A 26046-nucleotide genomic window follows, 5' to 3' on the forward strand; every position below is an offset into this window, starting at 1 on the left:
CCTTTCGGAGCCAACTAACGGTCTTCCGCGGGGCACGTTCCCGCCCCTGTCGACTCCCCGACGTTATGGCAGCGCCGTGATGAATGACCGATTTTCCGCCCTTTAGGGCGAGGTTCAGGCGGGTGTTTCCTCGACCCAGTCGCGGTCGAGACGGCGGCTGGCGATGAAGGCGAGGAGCGCGGCGACGAGGTAGAAACCGAGCACGCCCATCGCGGCGTAGCGCAATGATTCGGCCCCGTAGCTGGTCTTGAGGTGGGTCGAGATGGCGCCGATCAGCTTGGGGCCCACGCCGAGCCCGATGAGGTTGTTGATGAGGAGGAAGAAGCCCGCGGCGGTGGCGCGCTGGGCCGGGGCGACGAGGTGCTGGACCGCGGTGGTGATCGGCCCGAGCCAGAGGATGTTGAGCGCGTTGGGGATCAGCAGCAGCGGCCAGGCGATCGTGAGGTTCGGGCTGAGGAAGCCGAAAAGGAAGAAGGGCGCGGTGACGAGCCAGGCGATTGCGGGCAGCAGCGCATACCACTTGCGGTCGAGGTGGCCGAGCTTGTCGGCAAGCACGCCGCCCGCGAACACGCCCGCGGTCCCGCCGATCAGCAGGAGCGAGCTCATGAACTGGCCCGACTGGATCAGGCTGAGGTCGAAGCTGCGGATCAGGATCGACGGGGTCCAGAGCGCGAGGCCGTAGCCGACGAGCGAGCTCATCGAGGCGGCGAAGGCGAGCAGCCAGAAGGTCGGCTTGGCGGCGAGCGTCTTGAAGACGGTGCCGGCGCGCGGGCGCTCGGCGGGCGTGGCCGTGACCGGCTTGGGCAGGTCGCGCACGACCCATTTGAGGATCGGCGCGAGGACGAGCCCGATCATCCCCATGACGAAGAAGGCGGTCTGCCAGTTGAAATTGGCGGCGAGATAGGCGCCGATGATGGTGCCGCCGCCAAGGCCCAGCGGAACGCCGAGCGAGTAGATGCCGAGCGCGCGGGCACGGCGCTCGGGCGGGAAATAGTCGCTGATGATGGCGTAGGAAGGGGCGACGCCGCCCGCTTCACCGATCCCGACGCCGAGGCGGTAGAGGAACAGTTGCCAGAAGCCCGTCGCGGTGCCGCAGAGTGCGGTGAAGCCGCTCCACACGGCGAGGCTTGCGGTGACGACCCAGCTCCGGCTGGTGCGGTCGGCCAGGAGCGCGAGTGGCACGCCGAGCACCGAATAGAGGATGGCGAATGCGATCCCCGCGATGGTGCCGAATTCGCTGTCGGTGAGCTTGAGGTCGGCCTGGATCGGCGCGGCGAGGATGCCGAGGATCTGCCGGTCGAGGAAATTGAGGATGTAGGCCAGCAGCAGGAAGAGGAGGACGAGGCTCGGGGAGCGCGTGGTGGCGCGGGCTGCTGCGGTCATGGTCAAGGTGGTGGCACGGGACGCTCGTGGTTCCAAGCGTCCCGTGCCGGTCCTTTGGCTTTAGTAGCGGGCGGTCAGCTTGAGCTGCCAGCTACGCGGCGCGCCGTAATAGACGGTGCGGATGTTGCCGACGCTCGAGAATTCCTGGCCGTCGGTCTTGTAGGCCTTGTCGGTCAGGTTGTTGCCGTAGAGCCCGACCGAGAAGCGCTTGGCGGCGTCTTCCCAGACGATGCGGGCGTCGTGGAGCCAGTAGCTGCGCTGGAACAGGCCGGCGATCTGGGTCGCGCTGTTGGTCAGCGTGTTGTCGATCGCCAGTGCGGTGCGCGACCGGTAGCGGCTTTGCCCGCTGATCGTCAGGCTGCCGTTGCCACCGAGGTCGAAGCCATATTGCGCGCCGAAGCGGGCTGTCCACTTGGGGCTGAACGCCGGAGTCTGGAACGCGCGGCTGCCGCCGAAGCTCGTGAAGCGGGCGTCGCGGAACACCTTATATTCGGCGTCGAGATAGCCGATCTGGGTGTCGAGGAGGAGGTTCTGGACCGGGGTCCAGCTCGCTTCCAGCTCGGCACCGCTGATCCTGAGCTTGCCGGCGTTGACCACCGACAAGACCGCGATCGGAAGCCCGGTGTTGAGGTCGGTCTCCTGGCCCGACACGCGCGCCTGGAAGTTCTTGTAGTCGCCGGTGAAGACCGAGCCGTTGACCCGCACCTGGCTGGCGAAGCTGGTCTTGAAGCCGGCCTCGTAGGACAGCGCCTTCTCGGGATCGTAAGCGGTCGATTCGGACGCCGAATTGGCGCGGCCGTTGAAGCCGCCCGACTTGAAGCCCTTGGCGACGCGGGCATAGACCATGGCCTGCGGGGTCACCTGCCAGTCGATGCTGGCCATCGGCGAGGTGTCGTTCCACTTCCCCTTGGGCGGGAAGAACTTGTAGGTCGCGTTGAACGCCGGCAGCCGCGAGAAGAAGGTGCTGGTCGAGCGGTCGTAATCCTTGGTCTCGCGGGTCTGGCGAATGCCGGCCGAAAGGCGGACGTCGGGGACGATCTCGTAGCTGGCGTTGGCGAAGGCGGCGTAGCTCTTGGTCACCAGCTTGTCGTCGATCGTGCGCAGGAAGCCCGAATTGAGGAACAGCGCGCCGAGATAGTCGTCGGCATAGGCTTCCTGGTGCGAGGCGACATTCTCCTTGAGGTAGAACAGGCCGACCACCGCCTTGAGGCGCTCGGTGTTGTAGGCGGCCTGGAATTCCTGGCTGAGCTGCTTCTGGCGCACGCCGACGAACACGTCGCCGACCTCATATTGGGTCGCGTCGATGTCGATGAAGTCGTTGGTGTTGAGACGGCGGTAGGCGGTGATCGACTTGAGCGTCAGCGCCGGGCTCACGTCATAGGCGATCGTGCCGGCGACACCGCGATGCTTGAGGCGGGTCGAATTGGGGAGGCCGGGCGTGGTCCGGCCGGTCCAGTCGTACGGCCCGCGGCTGGCGAGGTTGCTCACCACCAGCGGGGTGCCCGAGGCAGTGACGAGATTGTTGAGCGGCCGGCCGACGTTCAGCTTGGCATCGTCGCGGCTATAGTCGCCGACGAGGTCGATGCGCAGGTCCGACGAAGGCGTGAAGGCGAGCGCGCCGCGGACTCCGAACGTGTCCTTGTTGTTGTAGCGGCGGTCCTGCACCTCGTCGCGGACCGAGCCGTTGGTGCTCGAGCGGATCACGGCGATGCCGGCCGCGAGGGTCTTGGCGATCGGGCCCGAGGCGGCGCCGCGGACCGACAGTTCGCCGAAGCTTCCGACGGTGGTCTGGAGGTTGATCCGCGACTGCTGCCCTGGACGGCGCGAGACGTACTTGATCGCGCCGCCGATGGTGTTCTTGCCGTAGAGCGTGCCCTGCGGCCCGCGCAGCACCTCGATCCGCTCGACGTCGAGGAGGTCGAGCTGATTGCCGCGGATGCGCGAGAGATAGACGTCGTCGACGTAGACGCCGACGGCGGGGTCGAAGGTCTGGAGCGCGTCGGGCTGGCCGACGCCGCGAATGTAGATGTTGGTCGCGTTGGACGAGCCGCGTCCCTGGACGATGTTGAGGTTCGGCACCGCGCCCTGGAGGGCGGTGGTGTCATTGGCCTGAAGCCGGTCGAGTGCACGTTCGTTGAAGGCCGAGACCGACGCCGGCACGCGCTGGATGCTTTCCGAGACGCGGCGGGCGGTGACGACGATGTCCGAGGTGGCGGTGTCCTTGCCCTCGTCGTTGGGGGCGGCGGTCGCCTCCGCGGCGGGCGGCTGCTGCGCGGCCTCGGCGTTGGTGTCGGCGGCGCTCTGGGCATAGGCCGGCGCGGCGATGAGCAGGGCGGCCGAGGCGAACAGGGCCGGGCGGATGGTGCGTGCACGCATGATCGAATTTCTCCCCCTCGATGGCGGCGCCGCCAGCCTCTCGAACAGCGAGGACCTGATGCAACCCACCTGAGCTGCCTGCGGCAATACTGAAAGTTGAATCACCTTTCAAGTCACGTTAGGTTGATGAGTGTCGGAGGATCGGGTGGGATTGTGGCGCGGCTTGATCGGTCGCCGCCGCCCGACGATGGCGACGCAGGGGGGTTCGGGAGCGATCATGGGTGACGGCAGGACGGGCGCCGGGATGGCTGGGGCGCAGACGGACGAGCCGTCGCGGCGGCCGATCCCGCTGACCAACAGCACAAAATCGCCCCGGACCGAACGCGGCGAGCGGACCCGGCGCAAGATCCTCGATGCCGCCCGCGCCGAATTCGGCAGCCGCGGCTTCGCTGACACAGGAATTACCGAGATCACCCGCCGCGCCAAGGTCGCACTCGGCACCTTCTACACCTACTTCGATTCGAAGGAGGAGGTGTTCCGGGCGCTCGTGCGCGACATGAGCGAGCAGGTGAAGGTCGCGGTCGCCCCCGCCTTCGCCGAGGAGCGGGGGACGCTCGCCAGCGAAGGCAAGGCGCTCGCCGCCTTTCTCGCCTTCGTGCGCGAGCACCAGCAGGTCTACCGGATCATCGACGAGGCCGAGTTCGTCGATCCCGAGGGCTTCCGGACCCACTACGAGACCACCGCGGCGCGAATCGGCGAGCGTCTTGAGGAAGGTTCCGCCGCCGGCCAGATGACGGGCGCCGCCGACGCCCTCGAGCGCGACGTGCGCGCCTGGGCGGTCATGGGGATGAACGTCTTCCTCGGCCTGCGCTTCGGCGTGTGGGGCAAGGAAGATCCGCAAGCCGTCGCCGATATCGCCAACCGCCTGATCAGCGACGGCCTGAAGCGCTAGCGGCTAGTCGAGGCGCGCCGCGATCGAGGCGAAGCGCTCCATGTCCTCGTCGTCGTGATAGAGGCCGATGCCGAGGCGCAGGACGTCGCCGCGCACGTCGGTGACACAGTCGTGGGCGAGCAGCGCCTGCTGCCATTCGGCGGCCCTGGGGTGGCGCAGCGCGAGGAAGCGGGCGGTGGGACCGGGGCCGGGCGGATTGAGGATCTCGGCCTCGGCCAGCGCCGTGCCCTCGAGGCTGGCAAGGAGGGCCGCCTTGCGCTCGGCGACCCACTGGCTGATCGCGAAGGTCGAAAGCTTCTCGGCCTCGAGCATCCGGCGGACGTGGAGGAAACGGTAGATGGCCGAGGCGTCGAAGGTCGCGCCCATGAAACGCATCGCGTCCTTGGCGTAACCGACCTGGCCCGGCGGCAATGACAGGTCCTCGAACTCGGCATACCAGCCGGTGAATGGCGGGCGCGGGCCGAAGCCTGGCGGGCAGTGCATCAGGCCGAGGCCCTCGCCGCTCATCGCATATTTGTAGCCGCCCGCGAGGTAGAAGCAGTTCTTGCCGAGGTTCACGAGCGGGCGCTCGATCGCCATGAAGCTGTGATAGCCGTCGATCACTACCCACGGACCCTCGGGTTCGGCGACGGCGGCGAGCTTGTCGAGGTGCGGCACGACGGTGCCGGTGCCGAACATCACCTGGCTGACGAGGACGAGGTCGGCGTCCTTCGCGGCCGCGGCGAGGCGCCCGGCGAGCGTCGCGGCGGGCTCGACGGGGAGCTTAGTCAGCGCGATGTCGCCGCTTTCGACCCAGCGGGCGAACTGGCGCCGGGCGCTGTGGAACTCGCCCTCGGTGGTGAGGACGCGCAGCGGTCCATCCGCGCGGCGCGGGGCGGCGGCCCACAGGCGGAGGAGGAAGTCGTGGGTATTGGCGGCGAAAACGATGGCGTCGGGCTGGCCGGTGCCGAGTTCGGCCGCGACCTCGGCCTGCGCCTGCGGCCACAGCTCGCCCATGATCCGGTCCCACTTGCGGTCGGCGAGACGGGCGGCGTCCTCCCAGCATTCGACCTGGCCGGCGAAGCTGGCGTCGGGCCAGAGATGATGGCTGTGCGCGGCGAGGTGAAGGCGATCGGGCGCGGCGCCAAGACTGCGCAGGAACAGCGACTTGTAGCTCACAGGCCCGTCCTCAACGACCAGAGTTCCGGGAAGGCGCGCTTCTCGAGGGTGGAGGCAAGATAGCTCGCGCCGGCCGAGCCGCCCGTCCCCATCTTGTTGCCGATGATCCGCTCGACCGTCAGCAGGTGCTTGTGCCGCCAGCCCGCGAGCGCATCGTCGAGGTCGACCAGCTTCTCGGCGAGCTGGTAGAGGCCGAACCAGCGCTCGGGATCCTGGTAGACGGCGAGCCAGCTGTCCGCCCCGTGCCGCTGGCGCGCCTGGTCGGCGACGTCCCACAGGCTGTCCGCGTCGAGCGCGGCCTTCAAGCGGACGGCGCCTTCGCTCCCGCCTTCCTGGTATTCGAGGAAGCGCGGGTCCTTGATCCCGAGTCGATATTCGAACTCGCGGAACTGGGCCGACTGGAAGCCGCTCGAGGTGCCGAGCACGTGGCGAAAGCGCGAATAATCGACCGGGGTCATGGTCGCGAGCACATCCCATGACAGGGTCATCACCGACTGGATCCGGCTGACCCGGGCAAGCGCCTTGTAAGCGGCGGCGAAATCGTCCGCCTCGACCAAGGCGATTGCCAGCCCCACTTCGTGGAGCATCTGCTTCAGCCACAGCTCCTTGGTCTGGTGGATGACGATGAACAGCATCTCGTCATGCAGATCAGACAAAGGCTGCTGCGCCCCGAGCAGGGCGGGCAGCTGGAGATAATCGGCATAGGTCATGCCGGCCGGGTGCGCGGTCATGACGCGGCTTTAGGCAAAGGCCGGCGCAACACCAACCGTTGATGTTGGGCCGAAGCTTACTGGCCCGGTGCGCCCGCGCCGCCGGCCCCGGTGCCGACTCCGCCGACCGAGCCGATGTTGCCGAAGAATTCCTCGAAGAAGCTCTTCCGGCGGCCCAGCGTCGGGGTGGTCTTGTTGTAGGGGTCGATCGAAGCGATCTGCTCCTTGCCGGTGCGATCGACCGCGGTGACGTTGCCGGCGGCATCGAAGCGGATCCGGAGCACGTCCTGGCGGATGACCTTGGGCGCGCGGAAGGCGTAGGTCGAGGTCGTCCGGCTAACGTAATACCATTCATTGTCGTTGAACTGGCCGGTGAAGGTCGGACGGCCGAGGGTCTTCTCGACGCTCGCCTTGTTGTCGGTTCCGACCGAAACCGCCTGGCTGAGCTGCGGATCGATGATGTAGCCGCGGCCTTCGCGATAGCCGGCGCAGCCGGTGACGGTCAGGCCCAATGCCAGCAGGCCGGCGAGGGTAAGGGGACGAATGCTGGTCACTGACATAAAGCTCCGGAGGTCCGCCGCTCTTGCGCCGGCTCTTGGCGCGCTCAATATCGGCTGAACGCGACATCGCCAAGTGCGGGCGGTCGTCTGAACGGAGGATGACAGATGAAGTCGCTGATGCGGCTGTTCCGGAGCGAGCCGAGCATCGCTCGCCCGCTCTACGAGCAAGTGGTGGCGCGGGCGCGCCAGCCCCATTGGTATCGCGAGGGCGGTGCGGCCGACACGATGGAGGGACGCTTCGCGGTCCTTGCGACCCTGCTCGCACTGACCGACGTGCGGCTCGAGCGCGGTGGCGAGGAGGCTCGCAAGGCGAGTGTCGGGCTCACCGAATGCTTCGTCGACGACATGGATTCGCAACTTCGGCAGGACGGGGTCGGCGATCCGGTCATGGGCAAGAAGGTCGGCGGGCTGGTCGGCGCGCTCGGCGGCCGGGTCGGCGCGTGGCGCAAGGCGATCGACGGCGAGGAAAGTTGGGAAGCGGTCGCAGGCCGCTCCTTCTATCGCGGGGCCGAACCGGGCGAGGCCGCGCTTGCCCACAGCGTCGCCGAACTCAAGCGCTACTGGAGCGGGCTCGAGGGTCGCAGCGACGACGCGCTGATCGGCGGGGTACTGCCGTGAGCGGCGTAGAATTCAGCCACAAGCTCGGGCTCGCGACGATTCGCGACGGGCAGCGGGTCGAACTGTCGGCGAACGAGGCCGAGCGGGCGGTGGTCGCGGCGCGGCTCGATCTTCTCGGGCTCGACCGGCTCGACGCGCAGCTGACGCTCGGCCGCGACGGCGATGAGGTGCGGGCGTCGGGCCGGCTGAGCGCCAAGGTCACGCAGGCCTGCGTCGCGAGCGGCGAACCGGTCCCGGCCACGGTCGACCAGGCGATCGTGCTGCTGTTCCGGCCCGAGCCGCACGGCACACCCGACGAGGAGCTAGAACTCAGCGAAGAGGATTGCGACGTCATCTTCCACGACGGGCGCGAGATCGATCTCGGCCAGGCGGTCGCCGACGAACTGTCGCTCAGCCTCGACCCCTATCCGCGCAGCCCCAAGGCCGAGGATGCGCTGAAGGAAGCCGGCGTGCTGAGCGAGGCCGAAGCCGGCCCCTTCGCCGCGCTGGCGGCGCTCAAGGGCAAGTGACGACTTAGAACGGAACGTCGTCGTCGAGGTCGTCGAAGGCGGCCGGCGCAGGGCGGTTGCCGCCCGACGAGGCGCCGCCGCGGTTGCCGCCGCCATAGCCGCCACCGAACCCGCCATCGTCCACGCTCGAGCCGCCGCTGCGGGCACCGCCGAAGCCACCGCCACCGCCGCCTTCACCGCGGCCGTCGAGCAGCACCATCGAGCTGTTGAAGTTGCGCAGCACGACCTCGGTCGAATAGCGGTCCTGCCCGTTCTGGTCCTGCCACTTGCGGGTCTCGAGCTGGCCTTCGAGATACACCTTCGAGCCCTTCCGGAGGTAGCTCTTGGCGACCTTGGCGAGGCCTTCGGAGAAGATCGCGACCGAGTGCCACTGGGTGCGCTCCTGCCGGTTGCCGTCGCGGTCCTTCCAGTTCTCGGACGTGGCGATCCGGAGGTTCACCACCTCGCCCCCGTTCTGGAACGAGCGGCTCTCCGGGTCCTGGCCCAGATTGCCGACCAGAATGACCTTGTTGACGCTGCCAGCCATTGAATTGAACTCCTCTTTCTTGAGGAGCAGCTATAGGCCGAGCGCGACCGCCGTCCAGTAGGTCGCGCCCGCCGCGATGTAGGCCAAGGCGAACAGATAGGTGACCATGAAGATCGGCCACTTCCAACCGTTGGTCTCGCGCCGGGTGACCGCGATCGTCGAGATGCACTGGGGCGCGAAGACGAACCAGGCGAGGAAGGCGAGCGCGGTCGGGAGCGGCCAGTTCTTGCCGAGCCGCTCGGCGAGGCTCTGCTCGAGCTGCGCTTCGTCCGACTGGTCGATGGCATAAACGGTGGCGATGGCGCTCACCGCCACTTCGCGCGCGGCCATGCTCGGCAGGAGGGCAAGCGCGATGTCGTGATTGAAGCCGATCGGCTTCACCACGACTTCGATCCCGGTCGCGATCCTGCCGGCGAGGCTGACTTCGCTCTGCTTCTGGCCGGGCCCCGCCTGCGGGAAGCTGGCGAGCGCCCACAGGATCACGGTGGTGACCATGATGATCCCGCCGGCGCGCTTGAGGAAGATGAACGCGCGCTGCCACAGGCCGAGCGCGACGTCCTTCAGGGCCGGAAGCTGATACTTGGGCAGCTCCATCATGAAGAAGGAGGAAGCGCCGCGCGCGACGGTCTTGCGCAGGAGCAGCGCCGCGACGAGCGCGCCGAGAATGCCCGCGAGGTAGAGCGCGAACATGACGAGGCCCTGGAGGCCGACTCCGGGAAGGACGTCGCGCTGCGGGATGAAGGCGGAGATGATCAGCGTGTAGACCGGCAGCCGCGCCGAGCAGGTCATCAGCGGCGCGACGAGGATGGTCGTCAGCCGGTCCTTCTCATTGTCGATGGTGCGGGTCGCCATGATTCCCGGCACCGCGCAGGCGAAGCTCGACAGCAAGGGGATGAAGGAGCGGCCCGACAGCCCCGCGCCGGCCATCAGCCGATCCATCAGGAAGGCGGCGCGGACCATGTAGCCGGTGCCTTCCAAGGCCAGGATGAAGAGGAACAGGATCAGGATCTGCGGCAGGAAGACGACCACCGCCCCGACGCCCCCGATCACGCCGTCGACGAGGAGCGAGCGAATCGTGCCGGGGGGAAGCGCGGCGGCGACCTCGGTTCCGATCCACTCCATCAGCGATTCGAGCCAGCCGACGGGAGTCTCGGACCAGGCGAACACCGCCTGGAACATGGTGAACATGACGAGCGCCAGGATCAGCGGACCGGCGACCGGATGAAGCAGCCAGCGGTCGAGCCGGTGAGTCCAGCGGCGGACCGGGGTCTCGCTGACGACGGCCGCGGCAGCGATCCGGCGCGCTTCGCGAGCGACCGAATCGGGGATGGCCACGGGCGCAGGGCTGGTCCCGAGCTGGGTCTCGAGCGCGGCGCGGAGGGGATCGAGGCCCCGGCGGCGGACCGCGACGGTTTCGATCACGGGGGCGCCGAGCTCGGCCGACAGCGCTTGTGCGCTGAGCTTCAGCCCGTCGCGCTCGGCCATGTCGATCATGTTCAAGGCGACCACCATCGGCAGGCCGAGCGAGCGCAATTCGAGCGCGAAGCGGAGGTGATTGTCGAGGTTGGAGGCGTCGAGCACGACCAGCAGCGCATCAGGGCGGCGCTCGCCGGCGAACTTGCCCGACAGAACGTCGCGGGTGACGGCTTCGTCGGGACTTGAAGGGGCGAGGCCATAAGCGCCGGGAAGGTCGACCAGCTCGACCGGGCGACCGTCGGCGAGGACCAGCTTGCCGCTCTTCCGCTCGACGGTCACGCCAGGATAATTGCCGACCTTCTGCCGCGCCCCGGTCAGCGCGTTGAACAGCGCGCTCTTGCCGGCATTGGGGTTGCCGACGACGGCGACCAGAGGAATGGGCAGGGTCACGCGTTAACAGCTCCGGCGGTGCGCCAGCCCCGCGTCAGGCGGCGGGGACGACGCGAATCGCGTGGGCGTGGATGCGCCGGATCGCTACCGTCATCCGGCCGACGCGGACCGCAAGCGGATCCTTGCCGAACGGTCCGGTGTGCAGCGGCTCGACCGTCACGTCGTGGTCGAAGCCGAAGTGCTTCAGCCGCGCCGCCTCGCTCAGGCCGAGCATGCCCCAGTCGACGTCGGCGATCCGGCCGCGACGGCCGAGTGCCAGCTCGTCGAGGGCGAGCGCGAAGTCAGCGGAGGTGGGCTGAACGGTCATTGCTGCGATTGATTATCAATAACATCAAGCCACGTCCAGTGGGCGAATCACCCTAGCGCGGCGGGTAGCGCAGCCGGCCGAGGAAGCGGGTCAGGCTCGGCCGCTCGGTCTTGCCGATCCCGGCCTTCCATTTCTCGAATCGCATCACCTCGTCGATCCGGCGGTCGAGAAAGGCGGCAGTGTCGGCATAACCCTCGCTCTCGTCCTGCAGCCAGGCGAGCAGGGTCGAGCCGTAGACGGCCGAGAGAATGCCGCGCTTGGTGTAGTGATTGTAGTCGGTCGCGGTGTCGCCCGCCATGCGCCACATGACGTCGGCGCTTCGCCACGAGAAGCGCGCGGCCTTCCCGAGATTCTGTGGCATGGCGAGAATGGCGAGCGCGCGGCGGATGGCCTCGCGCGCCGGTTCCTGGATCTGGAGTCGCTCCCAGACGAGGGAGCGGATCCGCTCCCGGATCTTCATCGCGGCGAGTCGCTCGGGCGGCAGCCGCTCGGCGAGCGCGGCGTCGACGCCCTCGCCATAAAGGTCGATCAGGCCAACCGCATTGTCGGGGACGGCGAGCGCGGCAACCGCGGGCTCGATGCCTTCGGAGAGCGCCGCGGCCTCGACCGCGCGAGCGGTCCAGCCATCGAAGGCGGCATTCTCGCCGATGGCGAGAGCGAGTTGCAGGCGCGCGGCGGCGACGGGCGAAGGGGCAAGGTCGGTCATGCGGGTTCCGATTTGGGCTTCGCGGGGCGGTCCTGCAAGCGAACGAGCACAAGGGCGGTACCGATGGCGAGTGCGCCGAGGATGTCGAGTGGCGTCATGACTTCCCCATAATAGAGCCAGCCGATCGCCGCCGAGACCGCTGCCTGGGTGAGGAGCGCGAGGCCGACGATCAGCGGCGGCACTTCGCCCAGCGCATAGACGAGGAGCGACTGGCCGATCACCTGGCTGCCGAGCGCAAACAGGATAACCCCGGTCCAGTCGGCAGGAATGATCTGTTCGCCGGTCAGGAGAGCGACCGGAAGCAGGTAGATGGCGCCGAACAGGCTGGCGAGAAACAGCAAGGGCATCGGTTGCATCGAGCCGCGCACGCGTTCGACCCCGATCAGATAGCCGGCGTAGAGGAGCCCGGCGGCGATCGAAAGGAGGTCGCCGCGCAAATGGTCGAGGCTGAGTTCGGCGCTCCCGGCGACCAGCAAGGCGGTGCCGAGCGCGGCGAGGAGGAGGGCCCAGCCCTCGAGCCGGGTCGGGCCGCGCCGGACGATCCACAGGCCCCAGCCGGCGAGGACGAAGCTCGCGACATTGCCGAACAGCGTCGCATTGCCGAGCTTGGTGAGGTGGATGCCGGCATTCCACAGCGCGAGGTCGGCGGCGAAGAACAGGGCCGCGGCGGCGATCGCGAGCGTCTGCCCGCGGCTCGGCACGCGCGGCGGCTGGCGCAGAAGGACGGCGATGGCCCACAGGAAGGGCAAGGCGAGGGCGAGACGCCAGAAGCCCGCCGCGATCGGGCCGACCCCCGACAGGCGGACGGTCCAGGGCCCGAGCGCAAGCGCCGCGTTGCCGAGCAGAAGGGCGACGAACGCGCGCGTGGGGACTTTCTTCACCCCGCCTTCCCTAAAGCGCCGCCGCCGCCGGTCCAGCCCGCACGCGTCCGCGGAACCTCGCCAAGGCCACCGGATTGTCCATCGCGAAACGCCACCTATGTCTGGCGCCGTGCTCGCTTCCATGCAGACAGGACCTTCATGACCAACCTCTTCGACCCCGTCGTCTTCGGCGACATCCAGCTCGCCAACCGCATCGTCATGGCCCCGCTCACCCGCGGCCGCTCGGGCCCGAAGGGCATTCCGACCGAGACGGTGAAGGAATATTATCGCCAGCGCGCCGGGGCGGGGCTGATCATTTCCGAAGGCACCGGCATCAGCTGTGAGGGGCTCGGCTGGCCCAATGCGCCCGGCCTTTGGACCGACGAGCAGGTCGAGGGCTGGAAGCCCGTGACCGAGGCAGTGCACGAGGCCGGCGGCAAGATCGTTGCGCAATTGTGGCATATGGGCCGGCTGGTCCATTCGAGCGTGACCGGTCTCCAGCCTGTCTCGGCGAGCGCGACGACCGCGCCGCACAAGGCGCACACCTATGACGGCAAGAAGCCGTACGAGGAGGCGCGCGCGATCACGAGCGACGACATCGCGCGGATCATGGGGGATTATGCGACCGCGACCCGCAACGCGCTGCGCGCCGGCTTCGACGGGGTCCAGCTCCACGGTGCCAACGGCTATCTCGTCGACCAATTCCTGCGCGACGGGACCAATCTTCGCGACGACGACTATGGCGGGTCGATCGAGAACCGCCTCCGCTTCCTGCGCGAGGCGACCGAGGCGCTGATCTCGGAAGCGGGCGCGGGCCGGACGGTCGTCCGCCTCAGCCCGCTTGGCCTCGTGCAGGGCTGCGACGACAGCGAGCCGCACCAGCTGTTCGTCGCAGCGGGCAAGATGCTCGGCGAACTCGGCATCGCCGCGCTCGAGCTGCGCGAGCCGGGTCCGCAGTCGACCTTCGCCGCGTCGGATGCCGATCCGGTCAGCCCCGAGATCCGTCCCTTCTTCACGGGCGGGATCATCCTCAACAGCGATTATGACGGGCCGAGCGCGCGTGCCCGGCTGGCCGAGGGGGTCGCCGACGCGATCAGCTTCGGGCGGCCGTACATCGCCAACCCCGATCTCGCCGACCGGCTGCGCCACGACCTGCCGCTCGCCGCGCCCGACAGCACGACCTTCTACACGGCAGGCCCGGAAGGCTACACCGACTATCCGACTGCCAAGGAACAGGTCGCGGCCTGAACCTTTCTATCCCCATGGAGATCGAAAAGATGCGCGTGAACTGGAAGGTCACCGGAGCGGTCGCGGCGAGTGCCCTCGTGGGCCTCGGCATTGCCTATGTCCTGCAGGAAAAGGCGACGCCCGGGCCCGCCTACCGGGTGCTGGTCAGCGAAGGTGACCTCCAGATCCGCGCCTATCCGGCCATCACCGTCGCCGAGACGGTGGTCGCTGGCGCGCGCAAGGACGCGCTGAGCCAGGGCTTCCAAATCCTCGCGGACTATATCTTCGCCAAGTCGCGGCCGGGCGAAAAGCTGCCGATGACGGTGCCGGTCATGCAGGACCAGGGCAATCCGATGGCGAGCGATCCGCCGATGTTCGACGACGAGGTCGACGGTGGCTGGCGCGTACGCTTCGTCATGCCCGAGGGCCATGACCTGCCCGAGCCGCCGGCCGGGGTCACCCTCGTCGAGCTGCCCGCGCGGCGGGTCGGCGCGGCGAGCTTCCACGGCACCGCGCATGACGAGCGGCTGCAGGCGGCCGAGGACCGGCTTCGCGGCTGGCTCGAGCGACACGGCGAGCAGGCCGTTCCGAGCGATCCCGAATATGCCTTCTACAATTCGCCGATGATCCCCCCGCCGCTGCGGCGCAACGAGGTGCTGCTGGCGCTCAGGTAAGTCGGTCCTGGGGGTGCGTCGGGGATTGCCTCACAAGGGATGCCCGTCGGTATCCATCAGGACCTCGCGGCGGCCGACGTGGTCGGGCTGGCCGACCTTACCGTCCTTCTCCATCCGCTCGATCAGCCGCGCCGCGCTGTTGTAGCCGACGCGCAGCTGGCGCTGAAGGTAGGAGGTCGAGGCCTTCTGGCTTTCGGCAACGATCTGGATCGCCTTGCGGTAGAGCTGCGATTCGGGGTCGTCGTCGCCCTCGGGCGCGCCGTCGAGGGCGAAGCCACCATCCTCGGGCTCCTCGGTGACCGCGCTAATGTAGTCTGGCGTCCCCTGCTTGCGCCAATGGTCGGCGATCAGGCGCACTTCCTCGTCGCTGACGAAGGGCCCGTGGACGCGCAGGATTTGCTTGCCGCCGGGCATGTAGAGCATGTCCCCCTTGCCCAGCAGCTGCTCGGCCCCCTGCTCGCCGAGAATGGTCCGGCTGTCGATCTTGCTCGTCACCTGGAAGGAGATGCGGGTCGGAAGATTGGCCTTGATGACGCCGGTGATGACGTCGACCGACGGTCGCTGGGTCGCCATGATGAGGTGAATGCCGGCCGCGCGGGCCTTCTGCGCGAGGCGCTGGATCAGGAATTCGACTTCCTTGCCGGCGGTCATCATCAGGTCGGCGAGCTCGTCGACCACCACCACGATCTGCGGCAGGACCTCATATTCGAGCTCCTCAGTCTCGTAGATCGGCTGGCCCGAATCGGCGTCGTAGCCGGTCTGCACCTTGCGTCCGAGCTTGGTTCCCCGGGCCTTGGCCTCGAGTACCTTGTCGTTGAAGCTCTTCAAGGCGCGGACGCCGAGGCTCGCCATCATCCGGTAGCGCTCCTCCATCTGCTCGACCGCCCATTTGAGCGCGCGGATCGCCTTGGGGGGCTCGGTCACGACCGGGGCGAGGAGGTGCGGAATGCCGTCGTAGATGCTCAGTTCAAGCATCTTGGGATCGATCATGATCATTCGGCACTGGTCCGGGCCCATCCGGTAGAGCAGCGAGAGGATCATGCAGTTGAGGCCGACCGACTTGCCCGAGCCGGTGGTACCCGCGACGAGCAGGTGCGGCATGGGCGCGAGGTCGGCGATGACGGGGTCGCCCGCGATATTCTTGCCGAGCACCAGGGGCAGGCTCATCGCCTGGTCGGCGAAGGCCTGGCTGCCGATGAGTTCGCGCAACGCGACGCTTTCGCGTTTGGGATTGGGCAATTCGATGCCGATGACGCTGCGGCCCGGAATGGTCGCGACGCGGGCCGAGAGTGCGCTCATGTTGCGGGCGACGTCGTCGGCGAGCTGGATGACGCGGCTGGCCTTGATTCCGCTCGCGGGCTCCAATTCGTACATGGTGACGACGGGGCCCGGGCGGACCTCGACGATGTCGCCGCGGACGTGGAAGTCCTCGAGCACGCTTTCGAGCAGGCGGGCATTGCGCTCGAGGCCCGCGCGATCGACCTGGTTGCGACCTGATTCGGCAGGCAAAGCGAGGAGGTCGATCGGGGGCAGCGCGTAGCTGTCGCCGAGCGCGAGGCTCTGCTGCTGCGCGGCGCCGGCGGCGCCCTTGCGGCCCTTGACCTTTTCGGCGGCGGCGGGCGCGATCGAGCGGGTCGGCTCCTTGACCGCCACCTCGGGCCGCGACTTGGGCGGCGCGGCGACCCGCGGTTCGGCCTCTTCCCTGGCGGTCCGGCGCGGTGCGGGGAGCCGCTCGGTCGAGCGCTTGAGCTTGTCGGTGACGAAGGCCTTCTCCTCGTCGCGCAGCGCCAGCGCGATGAAGGCGAGGACGAGTCCGCCGAGGCCGAGCAGGAGGATGAGCGCAATCCGGCTCGGGCCGGCGATCGACTGCTCGGGGATCATGGCGAGGAGCGCGTTCCAGCCATTGGCGCCGGCGAGACCGAGCACCCCGCCCCATCCGGCCGGCAGCCCCGATACGCCCGAATTGACGAGCAGGCCGAGCGCCATGCCGATGAGCACCGCGCCGAGCGCAGCGACCGACAGCGCCCGCCCGACCCGGCCCGCGGGCTGGCCGCCGAGGAGACGGATTCCGGCGAGGCCGAGTACCGGCAGCAGGACCACGCCGCCAAGGCCGAACAGGAGCAAGAGCAGGTCGCTGGCATAAGCGCCGGGCAGACCGAGCCAGTTGGCCGCGGGGCCGCCCGCCGCGGTGCTCCAACTCGGATCGGTCCGCTCGTGCGTCAGGAGCGCGATCGCCAGCGCCACCGAGATACCGAGCAGGATCGCGCCGACGAAGCGCAGCGAGAAGTCACGCGCCGCGCCGCCCAACCGGTCACGCCAGTCGGGTTCGAGCTCGCGCCGGTCCGCCCGGGTCCGTGCCGCTGCCGTTGCCATTCTCGTCTATTCCCACCCGCTCAAATCTGTTCCCCCATTGTGCCTGTCAGCCGAGTCCATGGTCAAGGATGACGGCATGACGATCAGCCCCTACATGCGTCTTCCATGACACGCACCGACGTCATCATCCTCGGCGGCGGCCTGGTCGGCCTCGCGCTCGCCAGCGCCCTCGACCATGCCGGGCTCCAATCCATCATCGTCGATCCGGCGGACCCCGACACGCGCCGCGACGCGGCCTTCGACGGGCGCACCACCGCGGTCTCCTCGTCGAGCATGCGGATGTTCGGGACCATCGGAGTCCTCGACCATCTCGCCGGAGCGGGTTGCCCGATCGAGGCGATCCGCGTTGCCGACGGGCTTCAGCCGGGCTCGCTGACCTTCGAGCCGGGCGAGGACGGCGAGCCCTTGGGCGTGATGCACGAGAACCGCCACCTGCGAGCCGCCCTTCTTGCGCGGGCCGAAGCGGCGAGCCATGCGACGCTGATGTGGAAGCGGCAGGTCAAAGAAGTCGTCCGAGACGACCATCGGGCCACCGTTCGCCTTGCCGACGGCGAAGAACTGACCGCACCGCTGGTGATCGGGGCCGAGGGCCGCCAGTCACCGAGCCGCGAGGCGGCGGGCATCCGCATGGCGCGCTGGTCCTACCGGCACACGGCGATCGTCTCGACCCTCGCGCACGACCGGCCGCATGAGCATGTCGCCTACGAGATCTTCTATTCGACCGGCCCGTTTGCGCTGTTGCCGATGAACGACCTCGAGGACGGGACGCATCGCTCGGCGATCGTCTGGTCGATCGAGAACGACAAGGCGGCGGGGCTGCTCGCGCTGTCGGACGAGGCGTTCGCGGCCGAGGCCCAAGCGGCGATGGGCGGCTTCCTCGGGCGCATCGGGCTGCTGACACCGCGCTCCTCCTATCCGCTCGGTTTCCACCATGCGGTGCGGATCACCGACCGGCGGCTCGCGCTTGTCGGCGACGCCGCGCATGCGGTCCATCCGATCGCGGGTCAGGGGGTCAATCTCGGCTTCCGCGACGCGGCGGCGCTGGCCGAGGTGCTGGTCGACGGCGCGCGGCTGGGTCTCGACCTCGGAGACGCGCAATTGCTCGCCCGCTACCAGCGCTGGCGGGCGCTCGACGCCTTCAGCGTGGCGCTGGCGACCGACGGGCTGACGCGACTCTATGGCGTGCCCGGCAAGACCGCCTCGGCGGTCCGCCGGCTCGGGATGGGGATCGTCGACCGGCTGCCGCCATTGAAGGCCAGGCTCAACGCGGCGGCGCGGGGAAACAGCGGCGAACTGCCGCGGCTGCTGCTCGGCGAAACCCTCTAGCTATTGCATGCGGGGGGTCATGTCCCCGCCGCCCTGTGCCAGCCGCAGGAACTGCATCAGCTGGATGAGGAGCTCGGCGCGTCGATCGAGCCGGTCCTCCTCGAGCAGCGCCTGCTTGGCGCCGGTGTCGAACGGCGCGACCTGCGCGATCGCATTGACCAGCATCTCGTCGTCGAGCCGCTCGACCGCGGCCCAGTCGACGGTCAGCCCCATGGCGTCACCAAGCAGGCGCGCTTCCTGCTCGACCGCGGCGCGAAGCACCGAGGCGAGTGCCTCTGGCTCATCCTCGGCATCGCCGCCCGGCACGACATCGGCCTGGCGATAGGGGGTCCCCGTGTCGGCCTCGGCGATGAGCGTGAAGCGGGTGGTGCCCTGGAGCACGATATTGAAGCGCCCGTCGCCCAGCTCCTCGAGGCCGACGATCTCGCCGATGCAGCCCACCCGATAGAGCTCGGGCTGGCCGAGGCCGTCGTCGGGTGCGGCCTTGGGCTGGATCATGCCGATGAGGCCGCCGCCCGCGACCGCATCCTCGATCATCTGCCGGTAGCGCGGTTCGAAGATGTGGAGCGGAAGGTGGCTGCGCGGAAACAGCACCGCGCCCCCAATCGGAAAGAGCGGGAGCCGGAGGGGTCCGTCGCTCACGTGAACAGCAGGGCCGAGAGGCGGCGGCGCTGCGCCTTCGCCCACGGATCCTCTAGACCGGTCGCTTCCAGAAGCTTGAGGAATTGCGCGCGGGCCGCCCCCTCGTTCCAGTCGCGGTCGCGGCGGACGATCTCAAGCAGGGCGTCGGCAGCCTCGTCGCGGCGCCCGCCGGCCATCAGCGCGCCGGCGAGCTCCATTCGCGCTCCATGGTCGTCGGGATTGGCGTCAAGCCGCCGCTCGAACTCGCCCGTGTCGACCGCCGGCCCGGCGCCGGCGATGTCGAGGCCGGCGCGCGCCCGCGCGATCGCGGGGTCGCTCGCGGCCTTTTCGGGCAGCGCGTCGATCAACTCGCGGGCTTCGTCGTGGCGACCGAGCGCGAGGAGTGCGCGGGCGAGCCCGCCGACCGCCTCGGGATGATCGGGATCCATGGCGACGATCTGGCGGAAGATGCTTTCGGCCCGCTCGGCGTCACCGCCCGCCAGCACTTCGTCGCCCATTGCCACCAAAGGCGCGATCTCCGCCTCGAGCGCCTGCGCTTCGCCCTTGACCGGCAACTGGCCGAGCAATTGGTCGATGACGCGCTTCAATTGGCCTTCGGAGCGATATTGGGTGAGGTCGGCGACGGGCTGGCCGCCGAAGATCGCATAGACGGTCGGGATCGACTGGATGCGGAACTGCGCCGCGATCACCTTTTCCTCGTCGACGTCGATCTTGACGAGCCGGACGCCCTTGTCGGCATAATCGGCGGCGACCTTTTCGAGCACGGGGCCGAGCTGCTTGCACGGTCCGCACCATTCCGCCCAGAAATCGAGAATGACGAGATGCTCGAGACTGGGCTGGAGAACCCCCTCCTGGAAGCTGCGAATCGCTTCGCGTTCGTCCTCGCTCATGCCGATTGTTGCCACGCAGTTCTGTCCTCTTTGACGCGTGAGCCATATGGGCCAAGCCCACGTCATCGCCAAGGGCAGCAATTGAGGTAGCCACTAAGGGTTGCCAGCCCCGCAGGCCGTTGCTAATGGCCCGCGACCCGACGGCCTCCAGCGCCGTCCAAAACGCCAGAGCGGGCGTAGCTCAGGGGTAGAGCACAACCTTGCCAAGGTTGGGGTCGAGGGTTCGAATCCCTTCGCCCGCTCCAGCGATCTTTCCGAGATCCTGTCATCCGCCGCGATCAAGCGCGACAGCGCGCGTCAGCCGAACGGCCGCTCGCGATACCAGCGGGTCAGCACATATTTGACTCCGCGCCGGACCTTCATCCCCTGGTGGAGGGTCGCCGGATTTGGCCGCCCGTCGGGAAGCAGGTTGTTCCAAGCGAGCAATTTCCCGGCTTCGGGCTGGACCGTCTTGCCGATGGTCTTGAACCGCGTCGCGCCGCCTTCCTCAACGTCGTTGAGATAGATCATCGCGGTCCAGGTTCGCTGACCGCTGTCCGCGCAATGGATAAAAAAGTCGGCGCCGGTCGGTTCGAACGTGTCGGTGTGCAGCTTGAACTCCTGCCCCGGGGCGTAGCGCTGGCCCTGCAGCGGTTCGCCGAGGCGGTCGTCGAGACCGAGGAGATCGCTGATTCGCGCGTTGATCGCGGCAACGAGCGGGTCGGTGCCGGCAAGGTCGCAGGTCTCGCTGGTGCGGAACGCCGATTCGCCGCGGTCGTCGGCGATGGTCGAGGGCCGCCGTCCCCCATCGATCATCGCGATCAGCGCCGCGCGTTCGGCCGCGTCGAGGAAATCGCGGCGGATGAACAGTTCGAGCGCCGGATTGGGGACGCGCTGGACCCCCGCGGCCGCCCGGAGCCGGGTGGCGACCGCGCTAGAGGACAAGGCTGCCGCCATCGGCCTCGTGTGCGGCGATCACTGCGCGAACGACATCGTTCATGAGGTTCATCCGGACGATCAGCGGGGTCGCGGTGCGCTTGATCATCACCGCCACCGCATAGCTCCGCCCATCGGGCGCGGTGAGGATGCCGATGTCGTTGTAGCCCGCCTGCTCGCCGCCGAGGATCTGGCCGGTGCCGGTTTTGTGGGCGAGGGTCCAGCCGGGCTTGAGGCCGCCGCGAAGCCGGTTCTTGCCGGTGCGCGTGTCGCTCATGATGGTGAGGAGCCGTGCGGTCGAGGCCGGGCTCAGCAACTCGCCGCGCTTGAGCCGCGCCAGCGTACCGACGATCGCGGCGGGGGCGGCGCCATCATAGGGATCGGCGATGTAGCGGTTGAACAGGCTTCGCCGCACCGCCAGCGGAAGCGCATCGCGGGCTTTGTAGAAAGCGTCGCCGATCGAATAGCTCTGGCTCCACGTCAGCCCCGCGATCCGTGACTGGAGCGCGCGCTCGCCCTCGTAGAAGCGGATATGGCCAAGCCCCTTGCCGGCAATGAAGCGGCGCACCGCCGCCGGCCCGCCCGCGACCCGCATCAGTTTGTCGTTGGCGGTATTGTCGGACTTGGTGATCGCGTCGACCAGCAGGTTCTCGACCGTGGTCGTATAGGTGCCGCCCGCGATCACCCGCTGGGCGATCGGCTGGTTGAAGACGGTGAGGTCGTCGCGGGTGAGCGTGACCGGGCCCGACAGGGTCAGCCTGCCCTTGTCGACCGCATCCATCGCGGTCAGCGCGACGAAGAATTTGCTGACGCTCTGCTGGGGGTAGAGCTCCTCGTCCTTCCAGCCGGTGCGCCAGCCGCGGTCGACCGACTGGACCGCGATCCCCACTTGCCCCGCAAAGCCGCGGCCGAGGACATCGATGCGCTCGGTAAGGCCCGGCGGGGTGCGCTCGGCGCGCATCTGGGCGTGGGCGGAGCCGCTCAGGGCCGCAAGCGCGAGCGCTCCCAGCGACAGGCGCTTCAGCAGTGACGTCATGGCGTCTCCCCTCCTCGCCGACGGACCTACCCGCTTGATTCGCAAAAGCGACTTGGCCGCGCAAGCCTCTACTGGCGGAGGAGCGCGGCGCTTTCGATCTCGTCCAGCGCGCGGTGCGAGGCGACGTAGGAGCGCGCGTCAGCGACCCATTTGGGCGCCGCGTTGATGCCGGGCAGCCGCATTGCCTCGGCCAGCGCCTGGTCGACCTGCCCGGCGGCAAGCTTGGCCGAGGCGCGGTCGTAGGTCGGGACGGGGCGCTGGCTCGGCTGGTCGGCACGGCGGATGCTGACGAGATTGCCCATCTCGCGGCGGACGCTCTGCCACAGGCTCGCGCTTTCGGGCGCGGCCTTGAGCTTGGGCGCGAGCACCGCGAAGTCGGCCATCAGCTGGTCGAGCCGGACGGGCTTGCGCGAGGACGTGACGATGGTCGCCACCGCCTGCGCGTGCGCCGCGCCGAAACGCTCGGCGAGGAGCGGCTCGAGATAGCCGAGCGCCACTCCGCGCTCGATCGCGCGGCGCGCGGCAAAGGCGACGAGCAGGGCATCGGCCCGGCCCGCGGATCCCTCGGCGCGAGCAGTCGCATTTTCGACTCGGGCGAGCCGTTCCTCGAGGGTCGCCACGCGCGCTTCGGTGGCGGGCGGCACGACGGCGGAATTCACGGCCGGCGCGGCCTGGACCACCGGCTGTGCGGGGGCGGGCGATGACAGGGTGGCGGCGGGAACGGTTTGCGTGAAGCCGGCGAAGCGCGCGACATCGGGATAGCGCGAGAGGAGCAGGATCGTCACCGCGCCGCCGGCCAGCAGCAGCAACAGCCCCGTCAGCAGGACGGCGCTCAGGGACATGCCGCGGGACTGACCGACGCTGCTCATGGCTTCAGTCCTTGCACAGCTTGGCGGCGAGGGAAAGCAAGGCGCCGTCCTCGGGCCGCTCGGCGGAAAGGCAGGCCGCCCAGCCCTCCCCGCAGGCCAACGCCGCAGCATCGCTGATCGCCGCGATGCGAATCCCGCGGCGGTTGCCGTCGAATTCGGCCAGCCGCCGGCCAGCGGCGGGCGAGTGGACGAGGAGCACCTTGCCCGCAAACGCCTCCGGCTCGGGCAGCGGAAGCGGCGCCGCGCGGTAGACGGTGACCGGGATGATCTGCTGGCGGGGCGCGGCCGGTGCGATGCGGTCTTCTCCGGCAAGGTGGAGCAGCCGAAGACCGGCCGGAAGCGCCGCCAGCAGCGCATCGATCCCGCCACGACCGACCGTCACGACCTCGGCCCCTGCATCGCGGGCGGCGGCGGCGGTGGCGTCGCCCACCGCATGCACGGGAAGCGTCGGCAACCTGCCCGCTTGCCGCACCGCATTGGCGCTCGTCAGGAGCAGGCCGTCGAACGCGCCGTCGGGCATCGTCCAGGCGACCGCTTCCATCGCGAAAAGGGGGTGGCGCTCGGCCTCGAGCCCAAGTTCACGCGCCCGCCGGGCGGTGGCCGACGCGCCCGGCTCGGGCCGGAGGATGACGAGCCGCCTCACGACCCGGTGAACAGCGCCCTGATGTCGGGCCCTGCGCGGCCGAGCAGTTCCTCCGCCAGCGCCGCGCCCGCGGCCTCCTCGTCGCCCGCCTCGGCCCGGACCTCGCCGGCGACGTGGCTCGTCCCGTCGCTGCTGAGGAGTTCGGCGCGGAGCCAGATGCGCTCGTCGCCCTCGACCACGGCCAGAGCCGCGACCGGCGAATGGCATGAGCCGCCGACCGCGCGGGCAAAGGCGCGCTCGGCCAGCACCGCGCGATGCGTCGGAACGTGGTCGATCGCCGCCAGCAGCGCGCGCGTTTCCTCGTCGTCGGCGCGGCATTCGATCGCGATCGCCGCCTGCCCCGGCGCGGGGAGGAAGTCCTGCGTCTCGACCGCGCAACCCTCGTCGATGCCGAGCCGGTCGAGCCCCGCGGCGGCGAGGAAGGTCGCGTCATAGGCGCCCTCGGCGATGCGGTTGAGGCGCGTCGCGACATTGCCGCGCATGATCGACACCTGCAGGTCCGGCCGCATCCGAAGCAATTGCGCGGTCCGGCGCGGCGACGACGTGCCGACCTTCGCACCTTGGCTCAGCGCCTCGATCGACGGCGAACCGATCAGCCGGTCGCGCACATCGGCGCGGGGGAGAAAGGCGGCGATCACCAGTTCGGACGGCCGCTCGCTTTCGACGTCCTTGCAGCTGTGCACCGACAAACGCGTCGTCCCGCCCAGCAGCGCGATGTCGAGCTCCTTGGTCCACAGCGCCTTCCCGCCGATCTCGGCAAGCGCGCGGTCCTGGACCTTGTCGCCGGTGGTGCGCACCTCGAAGATCGAGACCGTGCCGGCGGGCCAGCCGTGCGTTTCCTCGAGCGCGGCGGCGGTCGCGTGCGCCTGTGCGAGGGCCAAAGGCGAGGCCCGGGTGCCGAGCATGAGAGGCGCTGTCATCGGCACCACTCTTGCCAGACCTGCCCGCCAAGGCAATGGCCCCCAAGCAATGACGCTGATCCTCGGTCTCGAATCCTCCTGCGACGATACGGCGGTGGCGCTGGTCACCGGCGACCGCCGGATCCTCGCCCAGCGCGTCGTCGGCCAGAACCAGGCGCACCAGCCGTTCGGCGGCGTGGTTCCCGAAATCGCCGCCCGGGCGCATGTCGAGGTCCTGCCCTCGCTCGTCACCGACGTCCTCGGCGAGGCGGGGATCGCGCTCGACGAGGTTGACGCCATTGCGGCAACCGCGGGGCCGGGGCTGATCGGCGGGGTGCTGGTCGGGCTCCTCACCGCCAAGGGCCTCGCGCTCGCCAGCGGCAAGCCGCTCGTCGCGGTCAATCATCTCGAGGGCCATGCGCTCTCGCCGCGGCTGGTCGATCCCGACCTCGCCTTTCCCTATCTCCTGCTCCTCGCCAGCGGCGGGCATTGCCAGCTGCTCGAAGTGCGCGGCGTGGGCGATTATTCCCGGCTCGCCACCACCATCGACGATGCGGCGGGCGAAGCGTTCGACAAGGCTGCGAAGCTCCTTGGCCTGCCCTATCCCGGTGGACCGGCGGTCGAGGCACTGGCGCGCTCCGGTGATCCCAAGGCGGTGCCGCTGCCACGTCCGCTCGTCGGGAGCGGCGAACCGCATTTCTCCTTCGCCGGCCTCAAGAGCGCGGTGCAGCGCGCCGTCCTCGCGGGCACGCACCGGCCCGAGGATATCGCCGCGAGCTTCCAGCAGGCGGTGGTCGACTGTTTCGTCGATCGCACCCGGATCGCGCTGGCGAAGAGCGACGCGCCGACGCTGGTCGTTGCCGGCGGAGTCGCGGCCAATATTTCGGTTCGGTCCGCGCTCGAGCAGCTGGCCGCCAGCGAGGGCCGCCGTTTCTCGGTCCCGCCCGGCTGGCTGTGCACCGACAATGCCGCCATGATCGCCTGGGCCGGGGCGGAGCGCTTCGCTGCCGGCCTCGTCGACGGTCTCGACGCGCCGGCACGCGCGCGCTGGCCGCTCGACGAGAGTGCGGAGACCGTGCGCGGGGCGGGAGTGAAGGCATGAAGGTCGGGGTGATCGGCGGCGGCGCGTGGGGGACCGCGCTGGCGCAAGTGGCGGCGCAGGGCGGCGAGACATTGCTGTGGGCGCGCGAGCCCGAGGTGGTGGAAAGCATCGCCCAGCGCCGCGAGAACAGCCTGTTCCTGCCCGGCCTCGCGCTGTCCGAGCAACTGCGCCCGACCGCCGACCTTGCCGACCTTGCCGCCTGCGACCTGTGGCTGGTGGTGACGCCCGCCCAGCATATGCGCGCCGTCCTCGAAGCCGCGCCGCGCTGCGCCGCCGCCCTTCTTCTCTGCTCCAAGGGGATCGAAGAGCGTTCGGGACAATTGCTCCACCGGGTCGCGCGCGATTCCTGCCCTTCGGCGCAGGTGATGGTGCTGTCGGGCCCGACCTTCGCGCATGAAGTGGCCGCAGGGCTTCCCACCGCGCTGACGCTGGCCGCCGAGGACGAGGGTGACGCCGAAATCGTCCGCCGCCGCCTCGCCCGCCCCGAGTTTCGAATATATCTCTCGGACGACGTCGCCGGCGCCGAGGTCGGAGGCGCGGTCAAGAACGTGCTCGCCATCGCCTGCGGCGTGGTCGAAGGCCGCGGCCTCGGCCAGAATGCGCGGGCGGCGCTGATCGCGCGCGGCTTTGCAGAAATGACCCGCTTCGGGCTCGCGCATGGCGCGCGGCTGGAGACGCTGGCCGGCCTGTCGGGCCTCGGCGATCTCGTGCTGACCTGCTCTTCGACGAGCTCACGCAACTTCTCGCTCGGAAAAGGGCTGGGCCAGGGCCGACCCGCGGCCGAATTGATGGCCGATCGCCGTACCGTCGCCGAGGGCGCGTTCACCGCGCCGGTGCTGCGCCGGCTGGCCGAGGACCAGGGCATCGACATGCCGATCGTCGCGGCGGTGGACGACCTGCTCGCGGGCCGCGTCGGGGTCGATGCGGTGCTCGAGCGCCTGCTCAGCCGGCCTTTACGGGGCGAACGCGCGTGAGCGCA

Annotated in this window: 26 protein-coding genes and 1 tRNA gene; 9 read left to right on the plus strand and 18 right to left on the minus strand. The window is 69.1% G+C overall.

All coding sequences use genetic code 11. The annotated features are described in order from the left end of the window. Window positions 1-114: 114 nt before the first annotated feature. Together ABD693_RS04035 and ABD693_RS04040 are read right to left on the minus strand one after the other, a co-directional pair. Window positions 115-1383 carry a spinster family MFS transporter gene (locus ABD693_RS04035; RefSeq protein WP_344695718.1) on the minus strand — a complete coding sequence of 423 codons (1269 nt, stop codon included), beginning with the start codon at window positions 1381-1383 and terminating at the stop codon, window positions 115-117. Window positions 1384-1443: 60 nt separating this feature from the next. Continuing rightward, the gene (locus ABD693_RS04040; RefSeq protein ID WP_344695719.1) at window positions 1444-3759 is read right to left on the minus strand and encodes a TonB-dependent receptor; all 2316 of its coding nucleotides are present in this window, start codon (window positions 3757-3759) and stop codon (window positions 1444-1446) included. 187 nt (window positions 3760-3946) lie between these two features. On the opposite strand from ABD693_RS04040, the gene ABD693_RS04045 reads away from it, so the two are divergent. Then, the gene (locus tag ABD693_RS04045; RefSeq protein WP_344695720.1) at window positions 3947-4651 is read left to right on the plus strand and encodes a TetR/AcrR family transcriptional regulator; all 705 of its coding nucleotides are present in this window, start codon (window positions 3947-3949) and stop codon (window positions 4649-4651) included. Window positions 4652-4654: 3 nt separating this feature from the next. Here the strand turns inward: ABD693_RS04045 and ABD693_RS04050 are convergent, their stop codons facing one another. From ABD693_RS04050 to ABD693_RS04060, 3 genes are read right to left on the minus strand one after another with little or no spacing between them, the layout of a single operon-like run. Continuing rightward, window positions 4655-5809 carry an aminotransferase class V-fold PLP-dependent enzyme gene (locus tag ABD693_RS04050; protein WP_344695721.1) on the minus strand — a complete coding sequence of 385 codons (1155 nt, stop codon included), beginning with the start codon at window positions 5807-5809 and terminating at the stop codon, window positions 4655-4657. Next, entirely contained in the window at window positions 5806-6540 is a 735-nt protein-coding gene (locus tag ABD693_RS04055) for a tryptophan 2,3-dioxygenase (RefSeq protein ID WP_344695723.1), read from the minus strand. Before ABD693_RS04055 ends, ABD693_RS04050 begins: the two co-directional genes overlap by 4 nt. 56 nt (window positions 6541-6596) lie before the next feature. Next, on the minus strand, window positions 6597-7079 hold the full coding sequence (locus ABD693_RS04060) for an outer membrane protein assembly factor BamE (RefSeq protein ID WP_344695724.1): 483 nt from the start codon (window positions 7077-7079) through the stop codon (window positions 6597-6599). Between the two features lie 105 nt (window positions 7080-7184). Between ABD693_RS04060 and ABD693_RS04065 the strand changes: the two genes are divergently transcribed. Next, a complete protein-coding gene (locus ABD693_RS04065; RefSeq protein WP_344695725.1) occupies window positions 7185-7697 on the plus strand; it encodes a ubiquinol-cytochrome C chaperone family protein in 513 nt (170 codons plus the stop codon). After that, window positions 7694-8206: a YceD family protein gene (locus tag ABD693_RS04070; RefSeq protein ID WP_344695726.1), complete on the plus strand. Its 513-nt coding sequence runs from the start codon at window positions 7694-7696 to the stop codon at window positions 8204-8206. Before ABD693_RS04065 ends, ABD693_RS04070 begins: the two co-directional genes overlap by 4 nt. A 4-nt stretch (window positions 8207-8210) precedes the next feature. Here the strand turns inward: ABD693_RS04070 and ssb are convergent, their stop codons facing one another. The 5 genes from ssb to ABD693_RS04095 are packed head-to-tail and all read right to left on the minus strand — an operon-like array spanning window position 8211 to window position 12492. Next, window positions 8211-8732, minus strand: coding sequence for a single-stranded DNA-binding protein (gene ssb, locus ABD693_RS04075; RefSeq protein ID WP_344695727.1), 522 nt, complete (start codon window positions 8730-8732; stop codon window positions 8211-8213). Window positions 8733-8762: 30 nt separating this feature from the next. Beyond that, entirely contained in the window at window positions 8763-10598 is a 1836-nt protein-coding gene (gene feoB / locus ABD693_RS04080) for a ferrous iron transporter B (RefSeq protein ID WP_344695728.1), read from the minus strand. Window positions 10599-10632: 34 nt separating this feature from the next. Beyond that, window positions 10633-10905 (minus strand): FeoA family protein, encoded by a 273-nt coding sequence (locus ABD693_RS04085; RefSeq protein ID WP_344695729.1) that lies wholly within the window; start codon window positions 10903-10905, stop codon window positions 10633-10635. 52 nt (window positions 10906-10957) lie between these two features. Then, a complete protein-coding gene (locus tag ABD693_RS04090; RefSeq protein WP_344695730.1) occupies window positions 10958-11611 on the minus strand; it encodes a COQ9 family protein in 654 nt (217 codons plus the stop codon). Beyond that, window positions 11608-12492 carry a DMT family transporter gene (locus tag ABD693_RS04095; protein ID WP_344695731.1) on the minus strand — a complete coding sequence of 295 codons (885 nt, stop codon included), beginning with the start codon at window positions 12490-12492 and terminating at the stop codon, window positions 11608-11610. Before ABD693_RS04095 ends, ABD693_RS04090 begins: the two co-directional genes overlap by 4 nt. Before the next feature lie 138 nt (window positions 12493-12630). On the opposite strand from ABD693_RS04095, the gene ABD693_RS04100 reads away from it, so the two are divergent. Together ABD693_RS04100 and ABD693_RS04105 are read left to right on the plus strand one after the other, a co-directional pair. Next, window positions 12631-13719, plus strand: a complete 1089-nt coding sequence (locus ABD693_RS04100; RefSeq protein ID WP_344695732.1) for an alkene reductase — start codon at window positions 12631-12633, stop codon at window positions 13717-13719. A 14-nt stretch (window positions 13720-13733) separates the two neighbouring features. After that, window positions 13734-14372, plus strand: coding sequence for an SOUL family heme-binding protein (locus ABD693_RS04105; protein ID WP_344695733.1), 639 nt, complete (start codon window positions 13734-13736; stop codon window positions 14370-14372). 30 nt (window positions 14373-14402) lie between these two features. Here ABD693_RS04105 and ABD693_RS04110 read toward each other — a convergent pair whose 3' ends face one another. Beyond that, window positions 14403-16745, minus strand: a complete 2343-nt coding sequence (locus ABD693_RS04110) for an FtsK/SpoIIIE family DNA translocase (RefSeq protein WP_344695734.1) — start codon at window positions 16743-16745, stop codon at window positions 14403-14405. 105 nt (window positions 16746-16850) lie between these two features. On the opposite strand from ABD693_RS04110, the gene ABD693_RS04115 reads away from it, so the two are divergent. Further along, window positions 16851-18071, plus strand: a complete 1221-nt coding sequence (locus tag ABD693_RS04115; protein WP_344695735.1) for an FAD-dependent monooxygenase — start codon at window positions 16851-16853, stop codon at window positions 18069-18071. On the opposite strand, the gene ABD693_RS04120 is transcribed toward ABD693_RS04115, so the two are convergent. Together ABD693_RS04120 and ABD693_RS04125 are read right to left on the minus strand one after the other, a co-directional pair. Then, a complete protein-coding gene (locus ABD693_RS04120; RefSeq protein WP_344695736.1) occupies window positions 18072-18758 on the minus strand; it encodes an LON peptidase substrate-binding domain-containing protein in 687 nt (228 codons plus the stop codon). Continuing rightward, window positions 18710-19618: a tetratricopeptide repeat protein gene (locus ABD693_RS04125; RefSeq protein ID WP_344695737.1), complete on the minus strand. Its 909-nt coding sequence runs from the start codon at window positions 19616-19618 to the stop codon at window positions 18710-18712. The genes ABD693_RS04120 and ABD693_RS04125 overlap by 49 nt, the downstream gene beginning before the upstream one ends. A gap of 155 nt (window positions 19619-19773) precedes the next feature. Here ABD693_RS04125 and ABD693_RS04130 point away from each other — a divergent pair. Then, a tRNA-Gly gene (locus ABD693_RS04130) sits at window positions 19774-19848 on the plus strand. Between the two features lie 52 nt (window positions 19849-19900). Here ABD693_RS04130 and ABD693_RS04135 read toward each other — a convergent pair. The 5 genes from ABD693_RS04135 to hemC all read right to left on the minus strand — a co-directional run bounded on the left by ABD693_RS04135 (window position 19901) and on the right by hemC (window position 23986). Next, entirely contained in the window at window positions 19901-20539 is a 639-nt protein-coding gene (locus tag ABD693_RS04135) for a prolyl hydroxylase family protein (protein ID WP_344695738.1), read from the minus strand. Continuing rightward, window positions 20517-21554, minus strand: a complete 1038-nt coding sequence (bla, locus tag ABD693_RS04140; protein WP_344695739.1) for a class A beta-lactamase — start codon at window positions 21552-21554, stop codon at window positions 20517-20519. The genes ABD693_RS04135 and bla overlap by 23 nt, the downstream gene beginning before the upstream one ends. A 68-nt stretch (window positions 21555-21622) precedes the next feature. Further along, window positions 21623-22423, minus strand: coding sequence for a hypothetical protein (locus tag ABD693_RS04145; RefSeq protein ID WP_344695740.1), 801 nt, complete (start codon window positions 22421-22423; stop codon window positions 21623-21625). A gap of 4 nt (window positions 22424-22427) precedes the next feature. Beyond that, window positions 22428-23066: a uroporphyrinogen-III synthase gene (locus ABD693_RS04150; protein WP_344695741.1), complete on the minus strand. Its 639-nt coding sequence runs from the start codon at window positions 23064-23066 to the stop codon at window positions 22428-22430. After that, window positions 23063-23986, minus strand: a complete 924-nt coding sequence (gene hemC, locus ABD693_RS04155) for a hydroxymethylbilane synthase (protein ID WP_344695742.1) — start codon at window positions 23984-23986, stop codon at window positions 23063-23065. The genes ABD693_RS04150 and hemC overlap by 4 nt, the downstream gene beginning before the upstream one ends. 49 nt (window positions 23987-24035) lie before the next feature. On the opposite strand from hemC, the gene tsaD reads away from it, so the two are divergent. Both tsaD and ABD693_RS04165 read left to right on the plus strand, forming a co-directional pair. Then, on the plus strand, window positions 24036-25067 hold the full coding sequence (tsaD, locus tag ABD693_RS04160; protein WP_344695743.1) for a tRNA (adenosine(37)-N6)-threonylcarbamoyltransferase complex transferase subunit TsaD: 1032 nt from the start codon (window positions 24036-24038) through the stop codon (window positions 25065-25067). After that, a complete protein-coding gene (locus ABD693_RS04165) occupies window positions 25064-26041 on the plus strand; it encodes an NAD(P)H-dependent glycerol-3-phosphate dehydrogenase (RefSeq protein ID WP_344695744.1) in 978 nt (325 codons plus the stop codon). The genes tsaD and ABD693_RS04165 overlap by 4 nt, the downstream gene beginning before the upstream one ends. The last annotated feature ends 5 nt before the right edge of the window (window positions 26042-26046 follow it).

The sequence above is a fragment of the Sphingomonas rosea genome (assembly GCF_039538065.1).
GTDB classification, from domain to species: domain Bacteria; phylum Pseudomonadota; class Alphaproteobacteria; order Sphingomonadales; family Sphingomonadaceae; genus Sphingomicrobium; species Sphingomicrobium rosea.

Bases quoted from the DNA above. Each gene is read 5' to 3' on its own strand.
- ABD693_RS04035 (WP_344695718.1), bottom strand. From the start codon at position 1,383: ATGACCGCAGCAGCCCGCGCCACCACGCGCTCCCCGAGCCTCGTCCTC.
- ABD693_RS04040 (WP_344695719.1), bottom strand. From the start codon at position 3,759: ATGCGTGCACGCACCATCCGCCCGGCCCTGTTCGCCTCGGCCGCCCTG.
- ABD693_RS04045 (WP_344695720.1), top strand. From the start codon at position 3,947: ATGGCGACGCAGGGGGGTTCGGGAGCGATCATGGGTGACGGCAGGACG.
- ABD693_RS04055 (WP_344695723.1), bottom strand. From the start codon at position 6,540: ATGACCGCGCACCCGGCCGGCATGACCTATGCCGATTATCTCCAGCTG.
- ABD693_RS04060 (WP_344695724.1), bottom strand. From the start codon at position 7,079: ATGTCAGTGACCAGCATTCGTCCCCTTACCCTCGCCGGCCTGCTGGCA.
- ABD693_RS04065 (WP_344695725.1), top strand. From the start codon at position 7,185: ATGAAGTCGCTGATGCGGCTGTTCCGGAGCGAGCCGAGCATCGCTCGC.
- ssb (WP_344695727.1), bottom strand. From the start codon at position 8,732: ATGGCTGGCAGCGTCAACAAGGTCATTCTGGTCGGCAATCTGGGCCAG.
- ABD693_RS04085 (WP_344695729.1), bottom strand. From the start codon at position 10,905: ATGACCGTTCAGCCCACCTCCGCTGACTTCGCGCTCGCCCTCGACGAG.
- ABD693_RS04090 (WP_344695730.1), bottom strand. From the start codon at position 11,611: ATGACCGACCTTGCCCCTTCGCCCGTCGCCGCCGCGCGCCTGCAACTC.
- ABD693_RS04100 (WP_344695732.1), top strand. From the start codon at position 12,631: ATGACCAACCTCTTCGACCCCGTCGTCTTCGGCGACATCCAGCTCGCC.
- ABD693_RS04105 (WP_344695733.1), top strand. From the start codon at position 13,734: ATGGAGATCGAAAAGATGCGCGTGAACTGGAAGGTCACCGGAGCGGTC.
- ABD693_RS04110 (WP_344695734.1), bottom strand. From the start codon at position 16,745: ATGGCAACGGCAGCGGCACGGACCCGGGCGGACCGGCGCGAGCTCGAA.
- ABD693_RS04115 (WP_344695735.1), top strand. From the start codon at position 16,851: ATGACACGCACCGACGTCATCATCCTCGGCGGCGGCCTGGTCGGCCTC.
- ABD693_RS04135 (WP_344695738.1), bottom strand. From the start codon at position 20,539: ATGGCGGCAGCCTTGTCCTCTAGCGCGGTCGCCACCCGGCTCCGGGCG.
- bla (WP_344695739.1), bottom strand. From the start codon at position 21,554: ATGACGTCACTGCTGAAGCGCCTGTCGCTGGGAGCGCTCGCGCTTGCG.
- ABD693_RS04145 (WP_344695740.1), bottom strand. From the start codon at position 22,423: ATGAGCAGCGTCGGTCAGTCCCGCGGCATGTCCCTGAGCGCCGTCCTG.
- hemC (WP_344695742.1), bottom strand. From the start codon at position 23,986: ATGACAGCGCCTCTCATGCTCGGCACCCGGGCCTCGCCTTTGGCCCTC.
- tsaD (WP_344695743.1), top strand. From the start codon at position 24,036: ATGACGCTGATCCTCGGTCTCGAATCCTCCTGCGACGATACGGCGGTG.
- ABD693_RS04165 (WP_344695744.1), top strand. From the start codon at position 25,064: ATGAAGGTCGGGGTGATCGGCGGCGGCGCGTGGGGGACCGCGCTGGCG.